Source organism: Lepagella muris, assembly GCF_004793975.1.
Taxonomy (GTDB): Bacteria; Bacteroidota; Bacteroidia; order Bacteroidales; family Muribaculaceae; genus Lepagella; species Lepagella muris.
In genome coordinates, this window is sequence record NZ_SRYB01000013.1 from 15,005 (window position 1) to 39,946 (window position 24,942).

The 24,942-nt window shown below is 45.8% G+C and carries 27 protein-coding genes; 24 read left to right on the top strand and 3 right to left on the bottom strand.

Annotated elements, in window-relative coordinates:
* Window positions 1-44: 44 nt before the first annotated feature.
* From E5331_RS10020 to E5331_RS10120, 22 genes are all read left to right on the top strand, one after another.
* Window positions 45-860 (top strand): histidinol-phosphatase HisJ family protein, encoded by an 816-nt coding sequence (locus tag E5331_RS10020; protein ID WP_135984603.1) that lies wholly within the window; start codon window positions 45-47, stop codon window positions 858-860.
* Between the two features lie 190 nt (window positions 861-1,050).
* Window positions 1,051-1,440, top strand: coding sequence for a 30S ribosomal protein S6 (gene rpsF / locus E5331_RS10025; protein WP_123483942.1), 390 nt, complete (start codon window positions 1,051-1,053; stop codon window positions 1,438-1,440).
* The gene (gene rpsR / locus E5331_RS10030; RefSeq protein WP_169477625.1) at window positions 1,440-1,709 is read left to right on the top strand and encodes a 30S ribosomal protein S18; all 270 of its coding nucleotides are present in this window, start codon (window positions 1,440-1,442) and stop codon (window positions 1,707-1,709) included. Before rpsF ends, rpsR begins: the two co-directional genes overlap by 1 nt.
* A 30-nt stretch (window positions 1,710-1,739) precedes the next feature.
* Window positions 1,740-2,183, top strand: a complete 444-nt coding sequence (gene rplI, locus E5331_RS10035) for a 50S ribosomal protein L9 (protein ID WP_123483944.1) — start codon at window positions 1,740-1,742, stop codon at window positions 2,181-2,183.
* A gap of 178 nt (window positions 2,184-2,361) precedes the next feature.
* Window positions 2,362-2,670: a helix-turn-helix domain-containing protein gene (locus E5331_RS10040; RefSeq protein ID WP_420813767.1), complete on the top strand. Its 309-nt coding sequence runs from the start codon at window positions 2,362-2,364 to the stop codon at window positions 2,668-2,670.
* Window positions 2,667-2,897 carry a HipA N-terminal domain-containing protein gene (locus E5331_RS20690; protein ID WP_275441159.1) on the top strand — a complete coding sequence of 77 codons (231 nt, stop codon included), beginning with the start codon at window positions 2,667-2,669 and terminating at the stop codon, window positions 2,895-2,897. Before E5331_RS10040 ends, E5331_RS20690 begins: the two co-directional genes overlap by 4 nt.
* The gene (locus E5331_RS20695; RefSeq protein WP_420813768.1) at window positions 2,882-3,214 is read left to right on the top strand and encodes a HipA domain-containing protein; all 333 of its coding nucleotides are present in this window, start codon (window positions 2,882-2,884) and stop codon (window positions 3,212-3,214) included. The genes E5331_RS20690 and E5331_RS20695 overlap by 16 nt, the downstream gene beginning before the upstream one ends.
* Before the next feature lie 119 nt (window positions 3,215-3,333).
* Entirely contained in the window at window positions 3,334-4,725 is a 1,392-nt protein-coding gene (locus E5331_RS10050) for a hypothetical protein (RefSeq protein WP_123483946.1), read from the top strand.
* A gap of 198 nt (window positions 4,726-4,923) precedes the next feature.
* Window positions 4,924-6,048 carry a DNA polymerase III subunit beta gene (dnaN, locus tag E5331_RS10055; protein WP_123483947.1) on the top strand — a complete coding sequence of 375 codons (1,125 nt, stop codon included), beginning with the start codon at window positions 4,924-4,926 and terminating at the stop codon, window positions 6,046-6,048.
* A 16-nt stretch (window positions 6,049-6,064) separates the two neighbouring features.
* Window positions 6,065-6,862, top strand: a complete 798-nt coding sequence (locus tag E5331_RS10060) for a 3'-5' exonuclease (protein ID WP_123483948.1) — start codon at window positions 6,065-6,067, stop codon at window positions 6,860-6,862.
* Complete coding sequence (gene coaBC / locus E5331_RS10065; RefSeq protein WP_123483949.1) at window positions 6,859-8,061, top strand: bifunctional phosphopantothenoylcysteine decarboxylase/phosphopantothenate--cysteine ligase CoaBC; 1,203 nt, start codon at window positions 6,859-6,861, stop codon at window positions 8,059-8,061. Before E5331_RS10060 ends, coaBC begins: the two co-directional genes overlap by 4 nt.
* A gap of 10 nt (window positions 8,062-8,071) precedes the next feature.
* Window positions 8,072-9,028 carry a type IX secretion system protein PorD gene (gene porD / locus E5331_RS10070; RefSeq protein ID WP_275441161.1) on the top strand — a complete coding sequence of 319 codons (957 nt, stop codon included), beginning with the start codon at window positions 8,072-8,074 and terminating at the stop codon, window positions 9,026-9,028.
* A 20-nt stretch (window positions 9,029-9,048) separates the two neighbouring features.
* A complete protein-coding gene (gene recN / locus E5331_RS10075; protein WP_123483951.1) occupies window positions 9,049-10,731 on the top strand; it encodes a DNA repair protein RecN in 1,683 nt (560 codons plus the stop codon).
* A gap of 6 nt (window positions 10,732-10,737) precedes the next feature.
* Window positions 10,738-11,493: a 23S rRNA (guanosine(2251)-2'-O)-methyltransferase RlmB gene (gene rlmB, locus E5331_RS10080; protein ID WP_123483952.1), complete on the top strand. Its 756-nt coding sequence runs from the start codon at window positions 10,738-10,740 to the stop codon at window positions 11,491-11,493.
* Between the two features lie 202 nt (window positions 11,494-11,695).
* Window positions 11,696-13,078, top strand: a complete 1,383-nt coding sequence (locus E5331_RS10085; RefSeq protein WP_168355201.1) for a transcription antitermination protein NusB — start codon at window positions 11,696-11,698, stop codon at window positions 13,076-13,078.
* 123 nt (window positions 13,079-13,201) lie between these two features.
* Entirely contained in the window at window positions 13,202-13,522 is a 321-nt protein-coding gene (yajC, locus tag E5331_RS10090) for a preprotein translocase subunit YajC (protein WP_123483954.1), read from the top strand.
* A 66-nt stretch (window positions 13,523-13,588) separates the two neighbouring features.
* Window positions 13,589-14,566: a CdaR family protein gene (locus tag E5331_RS10095; RefSeq protein WP_123483955.1), complete on the top strand. Its 978-nt coding sequence runs from the start codon at window positions 13,589-13,591 to the stop codon at window positions 14,564-14,566.
* A gap of 11 nt (window positions 14,567-14,577) precedes the next feature.
* Complete coding sequence (gene coaE / locus E5331_RS10100) at window positions 14,578-15,168, top strand: dephospho-CoA kinase (protein WP_123483956.1); 591 nt, start codon at window positions 14,578-14,580, stop codon at window positions 15,166-15,168.
* Between the two features lie 64 nt (window positions 15,169-15,232).
* Window positions 15,233-15,667: a DUF5606 family protein gene (locus E5331_RS10105; protein ID WP_123483957.1), complete on the top strand. Its 435-nt coding sequence runs from the start codon at window positions 15,233-15,235 to the stop codon at window positions 15,665-15,667.
* Window positions 15,668-16,343: 676 nt separating this feature from the next.
* Entirely contained in the window at window positions 16,344-17,414 is a 1,071-nt protein-coding gene (locus tag E5331_RS10110; RefSeq protein ID WP_123483958.1) for an AAA family ATPase, read from the top strand.
* A complete protein-coding gene (locus E5331_RS10115; protein ID WP_123483959.1) occupies window positions 17,411-18,070 on the top strand; it encodes a DUF4276 family protein in 660 nt (219 codons plus the stop codon). Before E5331_RS10110 ends, E5331_RS10115 begins: the two co-directional genes overlap by 4 nt.
* 56 nt (window positions 18,071-18,126) lie before the next feature.
* Window positions 18,127-18,333, top strand: coding sequence for a hypothetical protein (locus E5331_RS10120; RefSeq protein ID WP_135984605.1), 207 nt, complete (start codon window positions 18,127-18,129; stop codon window positions 18,331-18,333).
* Window positions 18,334-18,413: 80 nt separating this feature from the next.
* On the opposite strand, the gene E5331_RS10125 is transcribed toward E5331_RS10120, so the two are convergent.
* Window positions 18,414-20,045 carry a hypothetical protein gene (locus tag E5331_RS10125; protein WP_275441162.1) on the bottom strand — a complete coding sequence of 544 codons (1,632 nt, stop codon included), beginning with the start codon at window positions 20,043-20,045 and terminating at the stop codon, window positions 18,414-18,416.
* 353 nt (window positions 20,046-20,398) lie between these two features.
* Between E5331_RS10125 and E5331_RS10130 the strand changes: the two genes are divergently transcribed.
* The gene (locus tag E5331_RS10130) at window positions 20,399-20,800 is read left to right on the top strand and encodes a hypothetical protein (RefSeq protein ID WP_123483960.1); all 402 of its coding nucleotides are present in this window, start codon (window positions 20,399-20,401) and stop codon (window positions 20,798-20,800) included.
* Window positions 20,801-20,937: 137 nt separating this feature from the next.
* Window positions 20,938-21,879, top strand: coding sequence for a PGN_0703 family putative restriction endonuclease (locus E5331_RS10135; protein WP_123483961.1), 942 nt, complete (start codon window positions 20,938-20,940; stop codon window positions 21,877-21,879).
* A 13-nt stretch (window positions 21,880-21,892) separates the two neighbouring features.
* Here E5331_RS10135 and nrdG read toward each other — a convergent pair whose 3' ends face one another.
* Together nrdG and E5331_RS10145 are read right to left on the bottom strand one after the other, a co-directional pair.
* Complete coding sequence (gene nrdG, locus E5331_RS10140; protein WP_123483962.1) at window positions 21,893-22,393, bottom strand: anaerobic ribonucleoside-triphosphate reductase activating protein; 501 nt, start codon at window positions 22,391-22,393, stop codon at window positions 21,893-21,895.
* Window positions 22,394-22,408: 15 nt separating this feature from the next.
* Window positions 22,409-24,613, bottom strand: a complete 2,205-nt coding sequence (locus tag E5331_RS10145; protein WP_123483963.1) for an anaerobic ribonucleoside triphosphate reductase — start codon at window positions 24,611-24,613, stop codon at window positions 22,409-22,411.
* Window positions 24,614-24,942 lie beyond the last annotated feature (329 nt).

Below are 24,942 nucleotides of genomic sequence, written 5' to 3' on the forward strand. Positions count from 1 at the left end.
CCATAAACCATAAACTATAACCAATAAACCGATTAAAGAAAAATATGCAGATAAGCATAAAGGATGTGGTTACTACCACAGACGCCTATAATTTTCACGCCCATTCGCAGTATTGCGATGGGCGTGACACTATGTCGGCGATAGCTGCCGCAGCGGCTGAAGCCGGCATGAAGTATTTCGCATTCACTCCACATTCCCCCGTGCCTATAGATTCTCCATGTAATATGGGAAAGGAGAAGATGGATGAATATATGGAGGAGGTGGATCGTCTGCACAGATTGTATTCTCCCGATATGGTGGTGCTCAAATCGCTTGAAATAGACTATCTTGGCGACGACTGGGGACCGCACATCGACTATTTCCAGCGGTTGCCCCTTGATTTCCGGTTGGGTTCGGTTCATTTCGTGCCCAATCAGGATGGAGTGCTTTTGGATTGCGACGGACGTTTCGAGCGGTTCGCACGTTATCTGAAGGAGGGTTATCGCGGCGACTTGCGCTACGTAGTGGAGAAATATTTCGAGCATGTGCTCCGTATGCTTGAACGCGGAGGTTTTGAATTGTTGGGACATTTCGACAAGATAGCCGGGAATGCGTCAATGGCAGACCCTGAGATAGAGCATCAGGGATGGTATGAGGCATTGGTGGATGATGTGATCAGCCATGCGAAGAGTTCAGACGTGGTTGTGGAGATCAACACCAAGGCATGGGACGACAAGGGACGTTTCTACCCGTCGGAACTATGGTGGCAGAAACTGAAAGACTCAGGCGTGGCGATAGCCATCGACAGCGATGCCCATTACGCCGAAAAAGTCACCGCCGGACGCCGTGACGCCTTCACCCGCTGGAACAACCTTAAATGACATCCGACTCCATTCAACCCCATGTCGCTGATTAAAAAATCCTTTGCAAGAGGAAAATAATTTGGTGGGATGGATTATTTTTATTAATTTTGCAGCGGTTTTCGCGGAATATGGTCTGAAATATTAGGATATTTGATGATTATATTGGTGAGGATCAAAACAATAACAATATATTAACAACGTAAAACGTATGAATACTTACGAAACCGTTTTCATTTTAACTCCCGTTTTGTCTGACGAACAGATGAAGGAAGCGGTAGAAAAGTTCAAAGACGTTCTTCAGCAGAATGGTGCTGAGGTAGTCAATGAAGAGGCATGGGGTCTCCGCAAACTTGCTTATCCCATCCAGAAGAAATCGACAGGCTTCTATTGCCTTCTTGAGTTTAACGGCGAGCCTACTATCGTCAAGAAACTTGAGACCGCATTCCGTCGCGATGAGCGCGTGATCCGTTTCCTTACATTCCGTCTTGACAAATATGCAAAGGAATACGCAGAGAAGCGTCGCAACTTGAGAGCAAAGAAAGCAAGTGAAACACCCGCTGAGGCAGTAGCAGCCGAGGCAGAAAATAAGGAGGCTTAATCATGGCAGCAAATAGCGAAATCCGTTATCTCACTCCCCTTTCAGTCGACACAAAGAAAAAGAAATATTGCCGTTTCAAACGCAGCGGTATCAAATATATCGACTATAAGGATCCCGAATTCCTTAAGAAATTCCTCAACGAGCAGGGCAAGATTCTTCCCCGTCGCATCACCGGCACATCTCTGAAGTTCCAGCGTCGTGTGGCACAGGCCGTAAAGCGTGCACGCCACCTCGCTCTTCTTCCCTACGTAGCCGACCTGATGAAATAATCATTCTTAAACCCGACAAAAATTACAAAGATGAAAGTCATACTTAAAGAAAACATAGCCGAACTCGGTTATAAGGACGATGTTGTCGAAGTGAAAGATGGTTATGGCCGCAATTACCTGATTCCGCAGGGGAAGGCTATCATCGCTTCCGCAGCAGCATTGAAACGTCTTGCAGAAGACCAGAAGCAGCGCGCTCACAAGATCGCTAAGATCAAGCAGGATGCCGAGGAGGCAGCAGCTGCTCTTGAGGGCGTTAAGCTCACTATCGGTGCTAAGACAAGTTCTACCGGCACTATCTTCGGTTCTGTCAACGCTCTTCAGATCGCTGAGGCTCTTGAGAAGCTCGGTCATAACGTTGACCGCAAGATCATCTTCCTCAAGGATCCTGTGAAAGAGGTTGGTGTTTACACCGCTACTATCAAGTTCCACAAGGAAGTTGTTAAGGAGATCGAGTTTGAGGTAGTATCTGAGTAATACTCCTGCCGCGCTCAAAAGCGAGGCGAAACAGATAACCGTCCGTCGCAATCATGCAAGCCGCATGTTTGCGACGGATTTTTTTTATGCGATTTTTGGAAAGTTGACGTAATTTTTATAACTTTACAATTGATAATATTTTATTAGTTAATGCTTAAAATAGGGGTCAATTGATAATATGATAGCAATTAATATATTCACGCCTCCGGAGATTGCGCAGCAGATATGTTCGCGTGTTAAGGCGCGTCGTCTTGAGATGAATCTGACGCAGGAGGGGTTGGCGTCAAGAGCCGGAGTTAAATATGCCACCTATCGGAGATTTGAACATACGGGGGAGATTTCATTGAAAGTGTTGCTGCGCATAGGATTTGCACTTGATGCGCTTTCCGATTTCGACGCGCTGTTCGCACGTCGTCAATATCAGTCGATAGATGAGGTTCTAAATGAAAGCAAGATTCGCAAACGCAAAAGAGGAAAAGAGAGATGAACAGTATAGGAAGGGTAGAGGTAATATACAAAGGAGCCCTCGTAGGCAGGCTTGCATTGTCAGATAAAGGTCAGTGTGTTTTTGAATATGATGGGAATTGGTTGAATTCCGGTTTTTCCATATCCCCATTTGAGCTGCCGTTGAAGACGGGAGCATTTCTTGGAAAACCATATACAGGATTCCGAGCATTGATTATTCCCATATATTCCGGGTGTGCTATGCATTGACTAAAGACATGGCGGATATGATGAAGGTGTATCGCCTGATGGTTTTTAATTATCTGATAGACAATAGAGATGATCATGCAAAGAACTTCTCTTTTGTCTATCATGGAGGGAAATGGCATTTTACGCCAGCCTACGACCTACTGCCCAGTGATGGCATCAACGGATACCGAACCACTTCCGTTAATAATAGTATCGATCCTACTGATGCGGATGTCATTATAGCCGCCGTGAAAGCCGGTATCGATAAAAACGAAGCAGAAAGAATATTCCGAGAGATGCAGACAATTGTCAGGAATGCCCGTATAACCGGAGACTGAAGCGGTATGCATTCGGCATGCGCGATTCTCAATACTAATGGTTCGGTAAACTTTCGCGTGAAGGTTCTACTAAATCTGGTCGGTGGAGTGTTATAAATAAAAAATTAACGAAGGCAAAAATGAAAACTGATAATATTGAATTGCTATTGTCAGAACTTGACAAGCAACAACTTGCAGACTTTATAAGGAAAGAGTGTGTAAATGATGTACAATTCCGGGAAAGATTCCTTGCTCTCGGAGCCGGAACATTGTTCAAGCCGAATCCGAATACATATACTTCCCGTGTGGAAGATTTGATAGAGGATTATGGCGGGCGAGACGGATATATAGAGTATCACGACACATTTGATTTCAATCGAGAAGTTTCCAGAATTTTTGATGAGGCTGACGAAGCGATAAAGAATCAACAATGGGAAGTGGTGATAGCTATTCTTACAGGAGTGGGAGCGGTAGGTGAAGATATTCTCAATTGTGGAGATGATAGTGCCGGTGAACTTGGGGCGATAGTAAGCGAATGCTTTGAAAAATGGCATCAACTTTGCGATAAGGAATCTTTGCCAAACGATATAAAAAATCAAATCTTTGAGTTGGCATTGCAGCGTTTCAACGAAAAGGATCTCAAAGGCTGGGACTGGTGGTGGGATTGGATTGAGATGGCTGTCCAGCTTGCCGATACCCCAGAAAAGAAAAGTCACGTTGTAAAAGCACTTGATGAAATCAAACCGGATGGAGACGACTGGAGTGCAAGATATAGTTCTCAGACTGCACAGAAATACAAACTTAAAATAATATCGAAGCAAAGCACTCCTGAAGAGCAACGTCAATTCATGTATGACAATGCAGGTAATCCGGATTTTCGCAAAAGGTTGTTACAGATGGCTTGGGATGAGGAGAACTATGATGAGGTGCTTCGTCTTGCAAATGAGGGTGTAAATCATGATGCCAAATGGACGGGACTTGTTTCTGACTGGCATAAATGGGAATATAAGGTTTACTGCAAGATTGGGAATAACGCCAATGCGATACAACTTGCCCGATATTTCTTCTTCAGAGGCTATGGATGGGAAGAAAAAGAATTTTCGAAGGAAAACATGTATTCTCAGATGAAAACTCTGACACCATGCGGTCAATGGGGAAAATACGTTGAAACTTTGATAAGCGAAGCCAACGGGAAGAAAGACTATATCCGTTTGTTATTCATTTACACGCAGGAGAAGATGTGGGACAAGTATATGGAATATCTTCGTAGGAATCCATACGTACGTAATATTGATGATGCGCCTGAGGAAGTGATTGCCTTGAATAAAGATGAGATAATCAGTATTTATACGGCTGCTGTCAGACATTATTTCAAGCAAGCATCCGATCGGAACTCATACAGGGAAGGAGTTGGTCTTTTGCGAAATTTGATCAAATATGGAGGAAAATCAGAGGCTGATAAAATAGTGATTGAGCAAAAATCCCGTACACCACGACGACCGGCATTAATAGATGAGCTTTCGAAGCTATGATTGCAAGATTCTCACAAGTTATTTTTTTGCGATTACTAAGGGGGAATGTCAAAAAAAATGACTAAATTTGCATTCAGCCTTTGGTGTGCCGTGTCGGGAAATTTCATTTTTCAGCTGTATGAGAAGAGAGGTCAATCCCGAGGATGGTGCCTAATGCAATAGAATAAGACAAAAACCACCTGTTTATAATAAAGATATATGAGGTTCAATATCGACGGAAAACTGTTTCAGCAGCAGCTTCAGGCAGTCAACAAAGTAATCAACGCAAAGAATGCACTCTCCATTCTCGACAACTTCTTGTTTGAACTTGAAGGAGACAAACTGACCATTACGGGTAGCGACCAGGAAAATATAGTGACAGCCCGAGTGGAGGTCATGGATTCCGACGGCGACGGCTCTGTGGCTGTCCCTGCAAAGAGCCTGCTTGAAATAACAAAAGAGATCAGCAACCAGCCGCTCACATTCAACTATAATGAATCTACAGGCGAGATTGAGGTGGAATTCCTCAACGGTAGCTTCCGGTTCATGGGAATCAATGCCGATGAATTTCCCAAGGGGGATGCGGCAGATGCCGATGCAATGGTGCTCACAATACCATCATCTGTGATACTGAAGGGTATTGAGAAAACTATCTATGCGGTGAGTACAGAGACAATCCGTCCGATGATGACCGGTATATATTGGGATATTCATGAAGGCGATATCACATTCGTGGCGAGCGACACCCACAAACTGGTGCGCTATATCAATATGGAGGTGAATCCCGGCATCGAGAGAGGTTTCATCATGCCTGCCAAACCCGCCAATATCCTTAAAGGTATCCTTGGTAAGGAGGAGAGCGACGTGGTGATGACCCTTGGCTCAAAAGGCGCGAAATTCGAGTTCGGTGCATATTCACTCACATGCCGATTCATAAAAGGTAACTATCCCAACTATAACCGCGTGATACCTACCTCCAATCCCTTCACTCTGACAATAGACCGTGAGGCATTCCTGAATGCCATGCGCCGTGTGGCAATCTTCGCAAGCAAGGCGTCGAACCTGGTAAAGATGGAGGTCAACCAGTCAGGCGTCAAGCTGGCTGCGCAGGATCTTGACTACGGCACGTCTGCACGTGAACAGATCATGTGTGAATATCAGGGCAATGATATGGTCATCGGCTTCAATGCACAGTTCACCGTGGAGATATTGAGTAACCTTGGTGGTGAATCTGTCGTGGTGCAGCTCTCTGATCCTGCACGTCCCGGCATTTTTGCCCCGCTTGAACAGGAGAAAAATCAGAATTTAGTGACAATCCAGATGCCTATGCAGGTGCTGGAATGAGAAACTATATATTGAAATGGAACAGACAAAAAAACTGAACCTTGAACGCCCGATAATATTCTTTGATCTTGAGACGACAGGCACCAATGTCACTCACGACAGAATCGTGGAAATGTCGTATATCAAGGTTTATCCCGACGGCACGAAAGAGGAACGCACCCGCCGCATCAATCCGGAGATGCCGATACCGGCGGCAAGCACCGCCATACATCATATCACGGATGCAGACGTGGCAGACGAGCCTACATTCCGTCAGATAGCAAAATCGCTGCTCACTATCTTCGAGGGTTGCGACATAGCGGGCTACAACAGTAATAAGTTTGATGTGCCTGTGCTTATGGAGGAATTCGGGCGTTGCGGCATAAACTTCGACATATCGGGTCGTCGGTTTATCGACGTCCAGAACATCTTCCACAAGATGGAGCAGCGCACTCTTGTCGCTGCCTATAAATTCTATTGCGGAGCCAACCTTGAGGATGCCCACAGTGCGCTTGCCGACACACAGGCAACGTATGAGGTGCTTCTCGGTCAGCTTGAACGCTATCCGGAGCTGGAGAACAACGTGGAATTTCTTGCAAAATTCTCCACGATAGGGAAGAACCTTGATCTTGCCGCACGCATAGTGCTTGACGACAACGACGTGCCCGTGTTCAACTTCGGTAAGCATAAGGGTAAGGCTGTGAAAGACGTGCTTCGTCGCGAACCGTCGTTCTTTGACTGGGTCATGCAGGGAGATTTCCCAAAGAATACGAAAGACGTGCTCATGCAGTTGAAATATAAATACACACAGGAACAACGCGAGAAGAATAAATAATGCTGAAAGGTAAACATATCGTTCTTGGCATATCGGGAGGTATAGCCGCCTATAAGTCGGCATATCTCCTGAGATTGCTCATAAAGAAAGGTGCGGAGGTGCAGGTGGTGATCACTCCCAATGGCAAGGAGTTTATCACGCCTGCCACGTTGGCAGCATTGAGCGGCAAACCGGTGGTGAGCGAATTTTTTGCCGCCAATACCGGCGAATGGCACAGTCATGTGGATCTCGGACTATGGGCGGATCTTATGATCGTTGCGCCTGCGACTGCCAGCACGATAGGCAAGATGGCCAACGGAATAGCCGACAATATGCTTATCACCACGTATCTTTCCGCAAAGGAGCAAGTGATGGTGGCTCCTGCTATGGATCTCGACATGTGGCGTCATCCGTCGACTCAGCGGAATGTCGCGGCATTGAAGAGAGACGGAGTGATAATCGTTGAGCCTGGAAGCGGAGAGCTGGCGAGCGGACTCTCCGGCAAAGGACGTATGGAGGAGCCGGAGATGATAGTGGAGGCAGCCGAACGCTATTTCAGTTCATGCCAAAGTCTGAAAGGGCAGAGGGTGCTTGTCACAGCCGGACCCACCTACGAGAATATTGATCCCGTGAGATTCATCGGTAATTATTCAAGTGGGAAGATGGGGTTTGCCATAGCCGAGGAATTTGCATCGCGTGGAGCGGAGGTCACTCTTGTAGCCGGTCCGGTAAGCCTGTCGCTGAAGGATGATAACGTCAGAAGAATCGACGTCACAAGTGCACGCGAGATGTGCGACGCATGTAAGAAGGTGGCGAAGGATGCAGACTACGTGGTGCTTGCAGCAGCTGTAGCCGACTATGCGCCTGAAACCGTGGCAGAGAAAAAGATAAAGCGCGAGGGCACCGACGGCATGATATTGCGTCTTGTGAAGAACCCCGATATCGCCGCCACCCTTGGGGAAGCGAAACACGAGGGACAGGTGCTTGTGGGCTTTGCCCTTGAGACTGACCATGAGGAGGAGAATGCGATTGGGAAACTGCGCAGAAAGAATCTTGACTGGATTGTGCTTAACTCGCTCCGCGACCCCGGGGCTGGTTTCATGAAAGATACTAATAAAGTGACGATACTCTCCTCGTCGGGAGAACGTATCTCATTCGGCACCAAGAGTAAGCGCGAAGTGGCTGCCGACATTGTAGACACAATCACTGCCAAGTCTTGACTATCCGATTATGAGGTTTATCAGTCAGTCGTTGAGGAGTGCAACTGTAATTGCAGCGTTCAGGAGAATGTTGGTGTCGGTAGTAATGATGATTGCCCTTGTGCCTTTCTGTGCAGCCCAGGAACTTAGATGCACTGTTGAGGTCAACAGCAGCGCGATCGAGGGCACAAGCAAAAGCGTATTCGAATCGCTACAGCAGAGCATTATCGAATATCTGAACGAGACGAAATGGACAAATGCCGTCTTCTCTCCAAATGAGAAGATAGAATGCAATTTCTTTCTTACCGTGAAGGAGTATGCCGACGACAAGATAAAAGGTGATATTCAGGTGCAGCTCATACGTCCGGTCTACAACAGCACCTATACCACGACGCTCCTCAATTTCAAGGATACGAAAGTGGAGTTTGACTATAGGGAGGGCGATCCGCTGATATTCAACGACAGCAGTTGGGAGAATAATCTCATCGGTCTGCTAAACTATTATGCCTATCTTTTTCTCGCACTTGACTTCGACAGCTTCTCTCCGAAAGGCGGACAGCCATACTTTGATAAGGCTGCGTCGGTGGTGCAGCTTGCGCAATCAAGCGGAGAGATAGGGTGGCGCACGTTTGAAGACACTAAGAACCGAAGTGCGGTACTAAGTTCATTCATGGATTCCAACACTTCGGCGATCCGCGACATGAGCTACCAATATTACCGCAAGGGGCTCGATGAGATGGCTACAAGTCCTGACAAGGGGCGGGCGGCAATCACTGAATCCCTTCAGGCAATAGCGGAGGTCTACAAGCATGCGCCTATGTCGGTGGCTCTCTCGATGTTTCGCGATGCTAAACTCGACGAGCTTGTCAATCTCTACTCCAAGGCACCCCAGTCGGAGCGGGAAAAGGTCTACGAATTGTTGCGGCCAATTTATCCCACCGATATGGAGCGGCTTGAAAAAATCAGGAAACCGGAGGAAAACAACTGATCCCCCATAAAGAATAGAAGATGCTTGAAAGTCTGATTATAAAGAATTACGCATTGATTGATGATCTGAATCTTAAGTTCACTCCCGGACTGACAATCGTGACGGGAGAGACGGGTGCGGGCAAATCAATCATGCTTGATGCCTTGTCGCTGCTTCTCGGAGAGAGGGCGGAGACAAAGGCTATATCCGACAAGAGCCGAAAATCAGTGATAGAGGCGACCTTCTCATCCCCCTCTCCGGAGTTGTCGAAACTTCTGACCGACAATGGTATCGAATGGAACAGTGCGGAATTGATAGCCCGACGGGAAATCTCTGCCTCCGGGCGTTCGCGTGCGTTTGTCAACGACACTCCTGTGACATTGCCCGTATTGTCGTCAATCACGTCGAATCTTATCGACATACATTCGCAACACAGCAACATGGTGTTGTCGCAATCCTCCAGCCATCTGTCGATAATAGATTCATTCGCCGGCGATGCTGAATTGCTGGGGCGTTACCGTAGGGAGTTTTCTGAATACGTCGCATTGCGCAGCAAGATAAAACGCATAAAGGAGCAGATAGCCAAGAATAAGGAGAATCGGGAGTTTATAGTCTTCCAGTTGGAGCAGCTTGACAAGCTCAAGCCCCGTAAGGGTGAGCTGCGGCAGGTGGAGCAGGAGTTTGATATGCTCAGCGATTCCGATCAGATCCGCGAGGATCTCGGCTACGCCTATAATTGCTTCGAGAGTGGCGACAGGAGTATAAACGCACTCCTTGCTGAAGCCACGGAGTCAATATTAAAGGTGAATCTCGACATATTCGGCGATAAAGTGGAGGAGGAGCTTGCGGAGCGTCTTGAAAATCTAAGGATAGAACTGAAGGATATCACCGAGACTGTCTATGACTATCTCGAGCGTGTGGATTCCGATCCGGGTCGTCTTGCGAAAGTGACGGCAAGGATGAACCAGATATACGATGCCATAAAGCGGTTCAAGGTGATGGATGAGGATGGTCTTGTGGCTCTCCATGCGGAGCTTAGGGGAAAACTTGACTCAATCGACAATGGCGATGGTGATCTCGAGGAGATGGAGAAGCAGGCACGCACGCTTGCCAAGGATCTGAAGACTCTTGCATTGGAACTTACCGGCATACGGCAGGAGGCATCCGTCCGGCTCAGCGAACTCATCACGGAGACTGCCCGTCCGCTCGGTCTGCAAAATCTGCGGTTCAGCGTCGCGCTGACGCAAGGGAAGCTGACTGCCGACGGTCAGGACACAGCCGATTTTATATGCAGCTTCAATAAGAACCATGAGATGCAGTCGATGGGGAAAGTGGCGTCCGGAGGTGAGCTGGCGCGTCTGATGCTTAGCCTTAAATCAATAATGGCAAAGTGCATGAACCTTCCGACGGTCATATTCGATGAGGTCGACACGGGAGTGTCGGGGGAGATCGCCGACAAGATGGGCGATATGATGCGCCGCATGGGAAGGGAGATGCAGGTGCTTGCGATAACGCATCTGCCGCAAGTGGCGTCAAAGGGCGACAGCCATTTCAAGGTGTATAAGACTGACAACGAGACGCGCACGGTGTCGCACGTCAGGATGCTCGACAAGGAGGAGCGTATCAGGGAACTCGCCGCTATGTTGTCGGGTAAGACAATCAACGATGCCGCACTCCTTAACGCACGCACTCTCCTTAAAAACGTAGGGAAAGAGCAAAAATAAAGAAAGATGGAAAAGAATGATTATATATTCGGCATACGTGCCATACTTGAGGCAATAGAATCAGGTAAAACCATTGACAAAGTATTGATCCGCCGGGATCTCGGAGGCGAACTTGCCAAGGAGCTCCTGGATAAGGTCAGGGAGTATGATATAGTCGTGCAGCGCGTTCCGCTTGAGCGACTCAACCGCATCACGATGAAGAATCATCAGGGAGCGATAGCACAGTTGTCGCCGGTGGGCTATCATCGTCTTGACAACATAATCCCGCAACTCTATGAGGATGGTAAGATTCCGTTTGCCCTCGTGCTCGACGGAGTGACCGATGCCCGCAATTTCGGAGCTATAGCGAGAAGCGCAGATTGTGCCGGAGTTGATTTCATAGTGGTGCCGGAGAGGGGTAGTGCCTCCGTGACGTCGGATGCAGTCAAGGCGTCGGCAGGGGCATTGTTCTATGTGCCGGTATGTCGTGAGCGCGACACGCTGACAGCAGTGAAGAAACTCAAGGAGAACGGCTATCTCGTGGTCGGAGCCTCGGAGAAGGGTGCGCAGAGCTATATAGATGCCGACTACACCGTGCCTGTGGCGATAGTCATGGGATCGGAAGATACCGGCATATCCCCGGAGGTGCTGCGCCAGTGCGACAGGCTTGCGGCAATACCTATCCTGGGTAACATCGGGTCGCTCAACGTGTCGGTGGCGGCAGGCGTGATTCTGTATGAGGCGGTGCGTCAGCGTTTGGCATCCGGATTTTCAAAACAATGACTATAAATTCGGAGATAATATAAACGGATTAAATATCAGAGAGATGTCGCGGATGGATGCGGATCGTAAGAAGGAATTTGGATAATAAATTTCAATTAAATTTGGTCAATCCATCCATTTAGGCTAATTTTGCAAAACGTAACGGCATATAATGTGTCGTCACCAAATAAATGAAAGAGCATAAAGAGTTATGATAAATCGTGTGTTGATAAGAATAAAGGTGGTGCAGCTGCTTTATTCCTACCTTTTGACAGATAACCGTTTCATGTTGGAATCACAGCCCACATCCCCGACCAAGGAGAAGAGATTCGCCTACAGTCTTTATCTGGATATGCTTGTGCTGATGATAAAGATTTCAGAAAGAATAGAGAAACGTGGCGGTTATTTACCGTTGCATGACACACGTTTCATAAAGAAACTGCTTGCAGACGATAAGATCAAATCCTTGCAGCAGAAATTCCGTAATGAGATATTCCCGTTTGAGCGTCTGGTGGAGCCGTTGGCTGAGCTTGTGAAAGAGAGCGGCATATATAAGAATTTCCAGAAGAAGGCAGACGATACGGAAGACGACACCGTATGGGAGAATATCTTCAATCTCATCATATCGGTCAATCCGGCGTTGAACAACGCTTTCACCACACGAGAGAATTTCACTCTGCGTGGCGTGGAGCGCATGAAGGGTATGATGGCTGAGACGTTTAAGAATTTCTACGCTTCACGCGACAATATCAGCGATGCCGTCAATACCCTTGCCTACAGCATGGACCGCGCCCGTGAGCTATATTTCCGTCTTCTCCTTCTCCCTGTGGAGCTTGTAAACCTGCGCGAGAATCAGATTGAGGATAACCGCAATAAGTTTGTGCCTACAGCTGAGGATCTTAATCCCAACATGCGTTTCGTGGAGAATGGTCTTGTGGCTGCCTTGCGTGAGGATCCCGACATGCTTGCCTACGTGGAGGAGAATGAACTGTCGTGGATGAAGGAAGATCCCCAGCTGCTTGAATCATTGCTGAAGGCTGTGATGCAGTCAGACATATACGATGAGTACATGCGTTTCCCTGCCACGGATTTCCATACCGATTGCGAGTTTTGGCGCGACATCATGAAGCATGTCATCCTCAATGATGAGAATTTCCTTGATGCACTTGAGACAAAATCGGTATTCTGGAACGATGACCTCGACATAATCAGCACGTTTGCGATAAAGACTATAAAGCGGTTCGAAGATGCACGTCCCGATGCCCATCCTGTCCTTCCGATGTATAAGGATGAGGAGGATGCCGCCTTTGGCAAGAAACTGTTTATGGATGTGGTTAAGAATAAGGACGTCTATCGCAGATATATCGATGACTCCGTGTCAAGCGATAAATGGGATACGGATCGTCTGGCATTCATGGATGTAGTCGTGACGATGACAGCCCTTTCGGAGATAATCAATTTCCCGAAGATTCCATTGGTGGTAAGTATCAACGAATATATCGAAATTGCCAAAAGCTACAGCACATCGAAGAGTGGCGCATTTGTCAACGGTCTGCTATATTCCATCACCAACAAACTGCGCGAGGAGGGTAAAATCCAGAAATAAGGGAGAGGCATAATAAAAATTCCCTTGTTGACTTGAAGTTTCGCCCCACTTCATTTGGAAAAGCGCGTAAAAGATGCTAACTTTGTAGCATTAACAAAACGTAACTAAAAGAAATAATAAAGAATGAATCTACTCAATTCTACACTTCTTCTTCAAGCACAGGCCCAAGGTGGAAGTCTCAGCGGAATCATCATGATTGTGGCGATGATAGCCATCTTCTATTTCTTCATGATCCGTCCGCAGTCAAAGAAGCAGAAAGAGATCAAGAAGGCCCGCGATGCCATGCAGAATGGCGACAAGGTAATCACAGCTGGTGGTATCCACGGGAAAATCAAAGATATTTCGGAAAACACGATCCTCATTGAGGTGGCTCCCGGCGTCAGCCTTAAGGTAGACAAGACATCTGTTTTTCCGGCATCAGAGAATTCCTCGGAAAAGAAGTGATAATAATCTGAAAAAGATAATGCCGGAGGCTGGGATTAAGCCGCCGGCAATTTTTTATATAGGGCGATGAGAATAAATCCGGAACAAATAAAGAATCGGTGGAGGCTCCTTAAGGCGTCGTCCGGGTTTCACAACGTGATGCTGTTTCTTGAGTTTGTTGCCGTCAGCGCGTTGTTCTGGCTTATCCTTGCGCTCAACGACAGCGCACAGAGCAATTTCAACGTAAGGCTCCAGTTGACCAACGTGCCCGACACGGTCACGTTCATATCGGATATCCCGGAGAAAGTCCATGTCAGCGTCCGCGACAAGGGCACGAACCTATGGCGCAACGGATTTATGCGTACACCCACGATGCAGATTAACTTCAAGGAATATGGCGACAACGGCGTGCTTCGTTTCACGAAAGGCGACGTGATGGCATCGTTGAAAAGCGTGTTCGGAGCGTCAGCGCAGATCACAGCCGTATCCCTCGACTCCCTCCGTCTGGTGTACACCACCAACCGGGGCAAACGTGTGCCGGTAGTGGTGGATGCCATTATTATGCCGGCATCGGGAAGCATCATGGAAGGGAATCTTAAGACGTCTCCAACTAACGTGCTTGTATATGGTGAGCAGTCGGTGCTCGATACGATACACAGGGTGGTGACGGAGAGACTTGATCTGAAGGATCTGTCGGAAACCACAACCATCGACGTTGATCTCAAGCGGGTGAAGGATGCACGTGTGCTCCCTTCGCAGGTGAAGGTCACGGTGCCTATAGAGCCGCTGGTCAAGAAAGAGGCATTGATAACGATCACTCCGGTCAACGTGCCGGAAGGGGAGAGTCTGTTGCTCTTCCCTTCAAAAGTGAAAGTGCAATACTATGTGGCTATGAGTCGGTTTAACGATGATGATGATCCTCTCATAGAACTTCAGACGGACTATAATGATATCCGCCAGACCGGTTCAACCCGATTGCCGGTAGAGATTGTCCGTCATCCCGACCGTTTTCTAAATATGTGTCTTCTCAGGGATAGTGTGGAATACACCATAGTCAAGAATTGATATTAAGGATCATGCGAGGCAAACGGCTTATAGGTATTACAGGCGGCATAGGCGCAGGAAAGAGTGTCGTGTCGCGGATATTGCGTCATAGAGGGTATCCCGTGTATGATTGCGATAGTGAGGCGAAACGCCTGATGGATACTGATGCGGAAGTCATTTCCGGATTGAAGTCGTTGCTCGGCGATTCGATATATTCTGCCGATGGGAAGCTCGACAGGGGTGAGATGTCGCGTAGGCTCTTCTCTGATGATGAGATAAGGCGTGGAGTTAATGGCATAGTTCATTCAGCTGTAAGAAGAGACCTTATGAGATGGACCGGGATGCAGCAGCGTTATCCGGCGTTTGTGGAATCTGCAATACTCTCCACCAGCCGGCTTGATGAGGATTGTGATGAGGTGTGGCTTGTAGATGCGCCGGAGGATGTCAGGATAAGACGGGTAAAGGAGAGGAATGGATTGGAAGAGGGTGCTATCCGCCGGAGAATTGCGAGTCAGTCGCAAGAGTTCGGTCAGCTCCCTAAGGAGCGTCTGTCGGTGCTTGACAATGGGGGAGAGGTGTCATTGCTCAGACAGATAGATTCATTGTTGGAGAAATATAAATAATATACAGCTCGCCGGATCCGATCTTTATGGATATGGCAACTGAAAATAAAGAATAGAAACAGATATGCTTAGAGAGATTTTAGCAATAACCGGAAAACCGGGCTTATTCCGTATTGTGTCGCACGGCAACAGAAATCTTATAGTGGAGGAACTGAAGTCAAAAAAACGTTTCGCCGCGCAGTCACGCGATAAGGTGGTGTCGCTCGGCGACATCGCAATGTATACAGATTCCGGCGACAAGCCGCTCGGAGAGATCCTTGATCTTGTATATGCTCGTAATGAAGGGAAGACAATCGATGTTAAGAAACTTATCTCAGATGGTGGTCTCCGTGCCGAATTTGAGGCAGTTATTCCGGATTTCGACAAGGAGCGTGTGTATGACAACGACATCAAGAAACTCTTCACATGGTATAATATCCTCGTAGAGGCAGGCATGACCAAATTCGCTGAAGAGGAGGAGAAAACTGAAGCAGCGGAGGATACCGAAAAGGCTGAGTAAACAGTATCGGAGTTATCCTACACCTCAAAATAAAAAAGTCAGAAGTCAGAGTGATTTTCTCTGCCTTCTGACTTTTTTAAGTTTATACAACTTTTATTAGTATCAATTGAATACTCCATAAATAAGCACAAGGATAATACCTATGGAAAGCATGACAGAAGATTCCATAGAGGCGAGACGTTGGCTTGCACGTAAAAACTTTATAGAGGCACTCCGGCAGCTGACCGGTTGCGGAGCCATTTCTCTGACTTCCTGATAATGGCTCAATTTTATCCATATCTTAATAATGGCTCCAATAATTAAGACGAGTAATCCGATTTCCAACATAATAAAAAACTTTTAAGAACGAAGTCATGCAACCTCAAACGAAGTCATACAACCTCAATTAAACAACATCATAAAATTGTAAGAAACCAATCCCCGACGAGTCAGCAATAATAGTGTAAGGATATACCAAAAACGCAAAATCCCCAAAATTTGTTCAAAACCTAACTTTTGCGCACATCCTGGCGAGATAGGAGCATTAGAGTTGTCCAAATTATCGTAAATATCCATATTTACACAAAAAGTATTGTTTTATGAGGATAAAATTCTTACATTTGCACATCCTCATCTACTATGCATATTTGCAAAATTGTAATGGAATAAAAGGGATCAACAATTAGTAAATCTGATTATGTATTCAATTTCAATAAAAGGATATAAGTCTTTTAAGGATATCACAGTACGCCTTAATCCAATCAATATTTTGATTGGATCGAATGGTGCGGGAAAGAGTAACTTTCTATCCCTATTTGAACTATTGGGTAATGCCTACGAAGGCTTTCTTGCAAGAAGCGTCGCTCAATCTGGAGGAGTGGACAAACTGCTTCATAATGGAAGGAAAGTTACTGACCGAATCTCTATTGAAACCAGGGATGGCAATACATCCTATGCCTTGGATTTGATGGAATCAGATGGCAAATTGATTGTGGAGAATGAAAGGTTGGGCTATGAGTTATCCCCGGAACAGTGGACCTATAATTGTATTGCGAATTATAAAAATGAGACTGCTTTAAGGGAATATCATGGAATGACAAGAGACGATTATATTAAGAAATATATGTCTCAGATTAAGAAATTTCATTTTCATGACACCGGACGTACATCTCCTTTTACGGGAGTATCAAATATAGTAAATGATTCCTACCTCTTATATTCCAAAGGTGATAACTTGGCAGCATTCCTGTATGGGATTATGAATAAGTATCCTATGGTTTATAAGCGTATAGTGCGTGTTATACAATCGGTTGCACCTTTCTTTCACGACTTTTATCTTATACCAAATGAAAGCGGAGACGTAAGGCTTCAATGGAGAGATAAATTTTCTGAGGTTATCTATGGACCAAATGATCTTTCTGATGGCACTATCAGATTTATAGCATTAACTGTGCTTTTCATGCAGCCAAATCTTCCCAAAGTAATTGTGATTGACGAACCCGAATTGGGATTGCATCCTGTTGCTATTGAGAAATTGGCAGGATTGATAAAGATGGCGGCAAACAGAGGTACGCAAGTGATTGCTGCTACTCAAAATGCCGAACTTATCAGTAATTTTCAACCATCAGATATACTTACAGTGGATCAGCGTGGTGGAATATCTCAAATAAAGCGTTTGGATGCCGACGAACTGAGCCAATGGCTTAACGACTATACTTTAGGCGATTTGTGGAAACAAAGAATCATGAAAGGAGGACAACCAATATGAAAAGATTGATTATAGTATGTGAGGGTCCTACGGAGAATGAATTTTGTTTGGAGATGCTTGCCCCGATATTGCTTAAATCGGATATATATGTGGAGGCTCCCCTAATAAAAAAATCCAATGGAGGAATTGTGCCATGGCAAGCCATAAAACGTCAGATTGAGACGCATCTTCATGAAGGAGATGCTAACGTCTCTATGCTTGTGGATTATTACGGAATCAAAGACAGTTACAATTTTCCTGGTTGGATAGAAAGTAAGGATATATTATCATTGACCGACAGATTTCAATTCTTATGCGACAGAATGAAAGCTGACATCTCCCCGGTTTTGGCTCCACGCTTTATCCCATATATGCAGATACATGAGTTTGAGAGTCTTCTATTTAGCGATATAAACGTATTCAAGGATAATTTTGATAAAAGCGAGATGAACTTCTCGATTCTTGAGGATGCCAATCGCGAATTTTCAAATCCCGAAGAAATTAATTCACGACCATCATTAGCTCCGTCAAAACGTCTGACCAAAGCAATACCGGGATATGATAAAGTGTTATATGGTAATTATATAGCAGTAGAAACCGGATTAAGCAGAATAATGGAGAAATGCCCATTATTCAGACAGTGGATTACATCTCTTACATCAATACAGAACTCCTGAGATTTAATATAAATTAAGTTCCAAAAATTGTAAATGTAATTGGAATATAAGAGACTATGATAAGCGATAGAGTAAAGAGAAACATATCGGCAATATGTATTGTAATAGGAACAGTATGTGTCATCAGCAGGGTATGGGAAGTCATAATCTCACCGAAATCCGGATCTGCATGGTTTGAACTAAGCGGCTCAATACTCATCCTATTCATTTGTATTGACAGCTACATCAATTACCGACGCCGCATTAAAAAAGAGAGCCACTGACTTTTACAGGGTCAGCGGCTCATCAATATCCCATATATTCACAATACGGTACAGCTATTAAGAGGGATTGTGTGGATGGGTTAGAGGCGGATGCGGCGGGGACCGTAGACGGAGTTGAAGAGTAGGTCGCCGTCGGGGAGGTATTGGATTATGGCGTGGGCTCCGTTGCCGAGATTGGTGTCGCCGAATATGACGCGGTGGCGCGTGGCTCCGCTTTCCCAGTCAAGTCCCGTGATTTCCCATCCGGTACCTTTGTTGTAGCTGTTGACGAATACCATGCCGGAGGCAGTGCTCATGCAAGGTATCATACTCGGTGAATTTATGTCGGCTCGTGTCCATAGTGTCTCCCAACGGTTGTTGGCGGTGTCCCATTGCAGCCGTTCCACACCGTATGCCGGCTCAAGTATCGGACCGACACTGAGCACTCCCGGAATCTTGTCGTTGATGGTCTCTTCCATCCTTCTGACGTTGTTCACGACGAATGCCCCGTAGCCGGCACAAACGACGGATTGCTCGGACTGTACCCATTCGGCACCATTCAGACCGCACGTGACTGTGCGGCTATCGGCAATACGGGGATTGGAGGGATCTGCCGGTTTTGAATCAGCCGGTATCTCATCACGCCAGAACGCCACTATCTTCATTTGCTTCGCGCCATCTGTAATGACCACCAACTTATCCTCATCATCACCGAACCCCATAAGTGTAGGGGTGGAACCGGTGCCATATCCCATTTTAATGGCAGGTGCCATCGGTCCGCCGTCATAGCTTGCCTGCCATGCTCCGTCGGCTTCATCACCGGAAAGTTTCGTGCCGGTCCATACGATTTTCTGCATCAAGCCTTTGCCGCTATCCTTTATGTTGTTGGTCGCTACGTATATGCCATTCTTATCATCCACGCATATTGAATTGCTAAGGTCTTGATCAGCAGGAAAGTCGTATGTGTCAATCACGTTTGTCAAGGTGCGGTCAACGATGCATATCGTGCGGCGACCTGCCACTACAAGGTAGCCGTCGTAAGTCATGCTTACTGCCATTAGTGTGAACGAGCCGTTGATCCATGGTGTCATGTCAAGTGACGCATCAATTTCAATACCCTCTTTGGGATTGGCGGCATTCTTCAGTTTAAAACGTAGGAGGGTGGTCACGGCATTTGCGTAGGCGTAGTTGTCTTTGTCGCACATCACGTAGTTGCCGCTCATCATGATTGTCTGTGGTACGGGACCGAGAATTGATTTCGCCACTTTCTCACATTCGTTGTATGAGGTGTATGGGGCAGTAAGGCGGTCAATCTCCTCAACGGTGCGCGGAGTCATTCCGGGAAGCGGACATTCAGCTACCTTTTCAAAGCCACCTCCGGCAATGTTGATATACGTCACCCTGTCGGTTGACATTCCCCACATGTAATTTGGATCCGGAGATGCGAGAGTCACAAGGTTGATCGGACCAGAGGCATATCCCGGAGCTTTTTTGAGGTCTACGGTTGTGGTTCCATCTTTGACGGCAAAGGGGAATACGTCAGTCTGTGCGGAATTGAAATGGGTCAGACTGTAATGTTCCTGTGCCAGCCACGGGTTACGAGCCGGAAGGGAATACTCCGGTGTTCTGTGGTTATCATCAGAAGTGTTGTCGTTTTTATCACAAGACTGCATGGTGACAACAACAGCACCAGCACACATTAATTTCCCGATATGATTTAACAACTCTGTCATGTAGGTTATGAAAAATATGAAATTTGAAATATGAAAGAAATGAATTGCAAATTTAGACATATTGTTTCATATATCATGTAAACAGGAGTCTATGGATGTGAATATCGGTCTGTCAGCGGTATGTAATCTCAAAAAAATATGTAACTTTGCGGGAGTAGTGCTTAGTAACTGAAGTTTCGCAAGCTGCACTTCAGTGGTTTAAAGTTTATAGTTTAAGGTTTAAGATTCACGAAAATCCACGAATCTTTTCATTATACAAAATTTAATGATTATAAACCATAAACCATAAACCATAAACCATAAACCATAAACTATAAACCTTAAATTAGTAATCTTTAAAAATAACAATAGATATGTTTAATGCGGTAAAATACAACGAGCGGACCTATGAAGGCTATCGAGGTGCAATTGAATTGCCACACTCTATAAGAACATATTTCGATGGTTTTGCTGACGAGTTCAATGATATCAGTAAGAAACAGAAACTCCTTGATCTCGGATATGTCCTTAAAAGAGGGTATGATCTTGCCGCTCAAATAAAGGCTTGTCTTTACGACCGCCCTCATATCGGAGAGTACGAGTTCAAGATGAGTCTTTTCGGACTTATAGAATATGTCGATAAAGACTATATGAAAGACAATGGCTATGACTACCTCATAGAGGACTACTGCATTGATTCACTCGTAGGAATCCTAAGCAATGTCCTTGATGACCATTACATTGAATATTCAGATTATACACACGAGCTGACATGAGAACAAACATTATTACCCTACAAGAACTGATGGCTAGAAGAAACGATGATTTCGATCGGGCTGTAGAATTGAACCGCGTAAAGATAGTATGACTATAAACAAACTAAACTATATTAAAATCTACTAATTAAGGAAATATGAGTAACGGATACTATTTATCTCAGCGAGACAAGCAACAGGCTCTTATCGGTTCGGATGTGTTCAGAAATGATAATGGTAATGGCAAGTTCATGGGAAAGAATTATCCTTTTGTTTTAGCAAAAGGGGAAAACAACTTGTTCCCGCCTGTAAACGAAGTAGAAAGATACTTTTCAGATAATCATATATCATGGTGGGGTGGTTACTCTCCGACAGGACACATTTTGTCTTCTCAGATGGCTTGCCTGAATCATTTATTCCCAATAATGAATGATAAGGATTCGGTTTTGGCAATCCTAAATGGGGTTCGGGATAATTTCAAGGAGGTGCTTCCAATAAGATGCGACAAAAATCCACAATATATAGCATTTGAAGTTGTAAGTTCAGCCGATCACTTGAATGAGGAGGCTTCAACCAGAGGTTCAAACTGCACATCTGTCGATGCGTTGATTCTTGCAGTTGATAAGAATGATAAAGTATGGCTGATTCCTATTGAATGGAAATACACTGAGCATTACGGCACTGAAGACAAGTCCGCAGGAAACAAGGGTGAGACACGTAAGGCAAGATACAATCAGTTAATTACTGATTCAAAGCAGTTGAAAACACTACCTGACTTTAAGATTTACTATCAAGAGCCTTTCTATCAATTAATGCGGCAGACCTTGTGGTCTGAACAGGTAGTGTTACATAAAGATATGGAGATACTTAAAGCTGATGACTATTTGCACATTCATGTGATACCGGATACTAATGTAGCATTGCTTCGTAATGATCATCGTTACCCATACAAAGTCTCTGGACTGGGTATGGAAGACACATGGCGTTATTGTCTGACAGATCAGTCTAAATATGAAATAATTGACCCGAAAAAGTTATTGTCTCCAATTATGTCGAAATATCCGGAACTTGCTGAATACCTTGAAACAAGATACTGGTGAATCGTAGTATATCTTATTGCCATAATATTATTTTGGAGGATGCAAGGGATTCCTGAATGTCGATGATCCGTTGGTTGGCGGAGCCGCGAAATAGGAGGTCGGGATCTTTTTGCGCCATGATGAAGGGACCTTCCACCACTACGTCAGCATTGCGGATTGTGTCGGTGAGGAGGGGAGTGGCAATTATCTCCTCCCATGTATAGCCGGTGTAGACCCATACGTTTCTGCCGTTTCTCTTTAGGGCGTCAATAAGAAATTTCGTTGATTTTGGATTACAAAGCGGGTCCCCACCCGATAAGGTAACGTTGAAATCCTCCTCCTCTACGATATCGAGAATCTTGGAAAGTGTTGTCGGTGTCCCTCCGGTTTTGTTCCAAGAGGATGGATTGTGGCAACCGGGGCAACGGTGATTGCATCCGGCAAGATAAATGGATGTGCGGAACCCCGGTCCGTCGACCGTGGTTCCGCGCATTATTGAGAGTACGTTGAAAACGATGTTGTCAGATTGTGGCATTTTGTCTGAGTTAGATTATTCATGCACCACACGGTCATTAAGCTCGGCAAGTTTGCCGGAGTTCCAACGGTCGGTAGTGCCGACGAGATAACCCGTGATACGCTGTATAGTCTCAAATTTCACTCCGCATTTCGGGCATACCGTCTGATTCTTGTCGGCATTCTCATAACCGCATTTCGGGCAATGGTTACGGTTGTGGTTGACAGAGCCGTATCCGATGTTATACTTATCCATCATATCGACGATCTGCATGATAGCCTCCTCATTATGAGTGGCATCACCGTCAATCTCCACATAGAAGATGTGTCCGCCGCGAGTGAGGTCATGATAGGGAGCCTCAATTTTGGCCTTGTGGCGCGGAGAGCAATGGTAATACACCGGCACATGGTTGGAGTTGGTGTAATAATCCTTGTCGGTAACGCCCGGTATCACGCCGAACACTTTCCTGTCAACTTTCGTGAATTTTCCGGAAAGACCCTCTGCCGGAGTTGCAAGGACGGAATAATTATGTCCGTACTTGTCGCAATAGCCGTTAACCTTGTCGCGGAAGAAGGTGACTATCTTCAGACCGAGTTGCTGTGCCTCGTCAGATTCACCGTGATGCTTGCCGATGAGGGCGATAAGACACTCTGCCAATCCGATGAACCCAATGCCGAGGGTGCCCTGATTTATCACCGGTTCGATAGTGTCGTTAGGTTTTAGCCCGTTTGCATGATTCCAAAGCACGCTCATCACGAGAGGGAATTGCTTTGCAAGGGCTGTCTTCTGGAACTGGAATCGTTCCTCAAGCTGTAGGGCAGTGATGTCAAGCACCTTCTCCAGTTTCTCAAAAAACTTGTTGATTCTCTCCTCCTGATTCTTAATATTCATCACCTCAATGGCTATGCGCACGATATTGACAGTGGTGAAAGAGAGGTTGCCTCGCCCTACGGAAGTCTTCTCGCCATATCTGTTCTCAAATACGCGTGTGCGGCATCCCATGGTTGCCACCTCATATTGATAGCGCAAAGGGTCGTCTTCTCTCCATAGCTCATGCTGATTATAGGATGCGTCAAGATTGAGGAAGTTGGGGAAGAAGCGGCGGGCAGTCACCTTGCAGGCCATTTTATATAGGTCGTAGTTAGGATCCTCTGGAAGATAGCTTACTCCACGTTTCTTTTTCCATATCTGTATGGGGAAGATTGCAGTCGCGCCATTCCCGACACCTTCGTAGGTGGAGTTGAGCATCTCACGTATCACGCAACGACCTTCGGCAGACGTATCGGTGCCGTAGTTTACGGAGGAGAAAACCACCTGGTTACCACCACGAGAATGTATCGTATTCATATTGTGGATGAAAGCCTCCATCGACTGATGCACTCTTCCTACAGTCTTGTTGATTGCATGTTGCAGATAGCGTTCATCCCCCTCCAGACCGTCAAGCGGTTTTTTAATATAATCTTTAAATTGTGCCTCCTTCAGGTGGGAGAGATCCTTATCGACGAGTTGCTGGAGATTGTCTACCTCCTCAATGAAACTTGCCCTTACGTAAGGGGCAAGATAGAAATCGAGAGCCGGGATAGCCTGTCCGCCGTGCATCTCATTCTGAGCCGTCTCGAGCGATATGCAGGCTATCACGCTTGCCGTCTCGATTCTCTTTGCCGGGCGCGATTCGCCATGACCTGCCACAAACCCGTTCTCCAGGATACGGTTGAGAGGGTGCTGCACGCAAGTGAGGCTCTTTGTTGGGTAATAATCCTTGTCGTGGATATGGATATAGTTGTTTTTTACCGCATTCTTTACAGTGTTGGAAAGAAGGTAGTCGTCAACGAACGGTTTGGTAGTTTCGGAAGCGAACTTCATCATCATACCGGCAGGAGAATCCGTGTTCATATTGGCATTCTCGCGGGTTATGTCGTTGTTCTTCGCTTCGATTATTTCCAGGAACATGTCGCGGGTCTTTGCCTGTCGGGCAATAGAACGTTGGTCGCGGTATGCGATATATTTCTTGGCTACATCCTTACGTGCGGATTTCATCAGTTCGAATTCCACGGAATCCTGAATCTGCTCCACAGTCATGCGATGCGAACCGTTCATTCCGATACGGTCGGTTATCTTTTGAATGAGACTTTCGTCCTCGCCACGTTCGGTGGCGATCATGGCCTTTCTTATGGCCGCCTTGATTTTGTCTTCATTATATCCGACAACCCTACCGTCGCGTTTCTCAACAATCTGTATCATAATTTTGGCAATTTGTTTGCGTGAAAATATCCGAGATAAAGCCTTTTTTTAAGACCGATGCAAAGGTATTGTAAAAATATTTCATCTGCAAATTTTATAATGAAAAGTTTTATTAAAATTTTTATTTTGGAAAACTTTTAAGAGTGGTTAAAAATATAAATATTTGATATATAATAAAATGAAAAATATTTTGGAAAACTTTTTGAAATTTGAAATAAAATATTATTGCGCAAAACCTTGCCGGAGATAATATTTATAGCGATGGATTGAAAGATTTTTTTGCATTTGTAAGTAATTTTTCAAAAATCTTGCGTTTATGTTATAGATAA

Excerpts from the sequence above, each read along its gene's own strand:
- E5331_RS10020 (WP_135984603.1), top strand. The coding sequence starts at position 45 with ATGCAGATAAGCATAAAGGATGTGGTTACTACCACAGACGCCTATAAT.
- rpsF (WP_123483942.1), top strand. The coding sequence starts at position 1,051 with ATGAATACTTACGAAACCGTTTTCATTTTAACTCCCGTTTTGTCTGAC.
- rplI (WP_123483944.1), top strand. The coding sequence starts at position 1,740 with ATGAAAGTCATACTTAAAGAAAACATAGCCGAACTCGGTTATAAGGAC.
- E5331_RS10040 (WP_420813767.1), top strand. The coding sequence starts at position 2,362 with ATGATAGCAATTAATATATTCACGCCTCCGGAGATTGCGCAGCAGATA.
- E5331_RS20690 (WP_275441159.1), top strand. The coding sequence starts at position 2,667 with ATGAACAGTATAGGAAGGGTAGAGGTAATATACAAAGGAGCCCTCGTA.
- E5331_RS10050 (WP_123483946.1), top strand. The coding sequence starts at position 3,334 with ATGAAAACTGATAATATTGAATTGCTATTGTCAGAACTTGACAAGCAA.
- dnaN (WP_123483947.1), top strand. The coding sequence starts at position 4,924 with ATGAGGTTCAATATCGACGGAAAACTGTTTCAGCAGCAGCTTCAGGCA.
- E5331_RS10060 (WP_123483948.1), top strand. The coding sequence starts at position 6,065 with ATGGAACAGACAAAAAAACTGAACCTTGAACGCCCGATAATATTCTTT.
- porD (WP_275441161.1), top strand. The coding sequence starts at position 8,072 with ATGAGGTTTATCAGTCAGTCGTTGAGGAGTGCAACTGTAATTGCAGCG.
- recN (WP_123483951.1), top strand. The coding sequence starts at position 9,049 with ATGCTTGAAAGTCTGATTATAAAGAATTACGCATTGATTGATGATCTG.
- rlmB (WP_123483952.1), top strand. The coding sequence starts at position 10,738 with ATGGAAAAGAATGATTATATATTCGGCATACGTGCCATACTTGAGGCA.
- yajC (WP_123483954.1), top strand. The coding sequence starts at position 13,202 with ATGAATCTACTCAATTCTACACTTCTTCTTCAAGCACAGGCCCAAGGT.
- E5331_RS10095 (WP_123483955.1), top strand. The coding sequence starts at position 13,589 with ATGAGAATAAATCCGGAACAAATAAAGAATCGGTGGAGGCTCCTTAAG.
- coaE (WP_123483956.1), top strand. The coding sequence starts at position 14,578 with ATGCGAGGCAAACGGCTTATAGGTATTACAGGCGGCATAGGCGCAGGA.
- E5331_RS10105 (WP_123483957.1), top strand. The coding sequence starts at position 15,233 with ATGCTTAGAGAGATTTTAGCAATAACCGGAAAACCGGGCTTATTCCGT.
- E5331_RS10110 (WP_123483958.1), top strand. The coding sequence starts at position 16,344 with ATGTATTCAATTTCAATAAAAGGATATAAGTCTTTTAAGGATATCACA.
- E5331_RS10115 (WP_123483959.1), top strand. The coding sequence starts at position 17,411 with ATGAAAAGATTGATTATAGTATGTGAGGGTCCTACGGAGAATGAATTT.
- E5331_RS10120 (WP_135984605.1), top strand. The coding sequence starts at position 18,127 with ATGATAAGCGATAGAGTAAAGAGAAACATATCGGCAATATGTATTGTA.
- E5331_RS10125 (WP_275441162.1), bottom strand. The coding sequence starts at position 20,045 with ATGACAGAGTTGTTAAATCATATCGGGAAATTAATGTGTGCTGGTGCT.
- E5331_RS10130 (WP_123483960.1), top strand. The coding sequence starts at position 20,399 with ATGTTTAATGCGGTAAAATACAACGAGCGGACCTATGAAGGCTATCGA.
- E5331_RS10135 (WP_123483961.1), top strand. The coding sequence starts at position 20,938 with ATGAGTAACGGATACTATTTATCTCAGCGAGACAAGCAACAGGCTCTT.
- nrdG (WP_123483962.1), bottom strand. The coding sequence starts at position 22,393 with ATGCCACAATCTGACAACATCGTTTTCAACGTACTCTCAATAATGCGC.
- E5331_RS10145 (WP_123483963.1), bottom strand. The coding sequence starts at position 24,613 with ATGATACAGATTGTTGAGAAACGCGACGGTAGGGTTGTCGGATATAAT.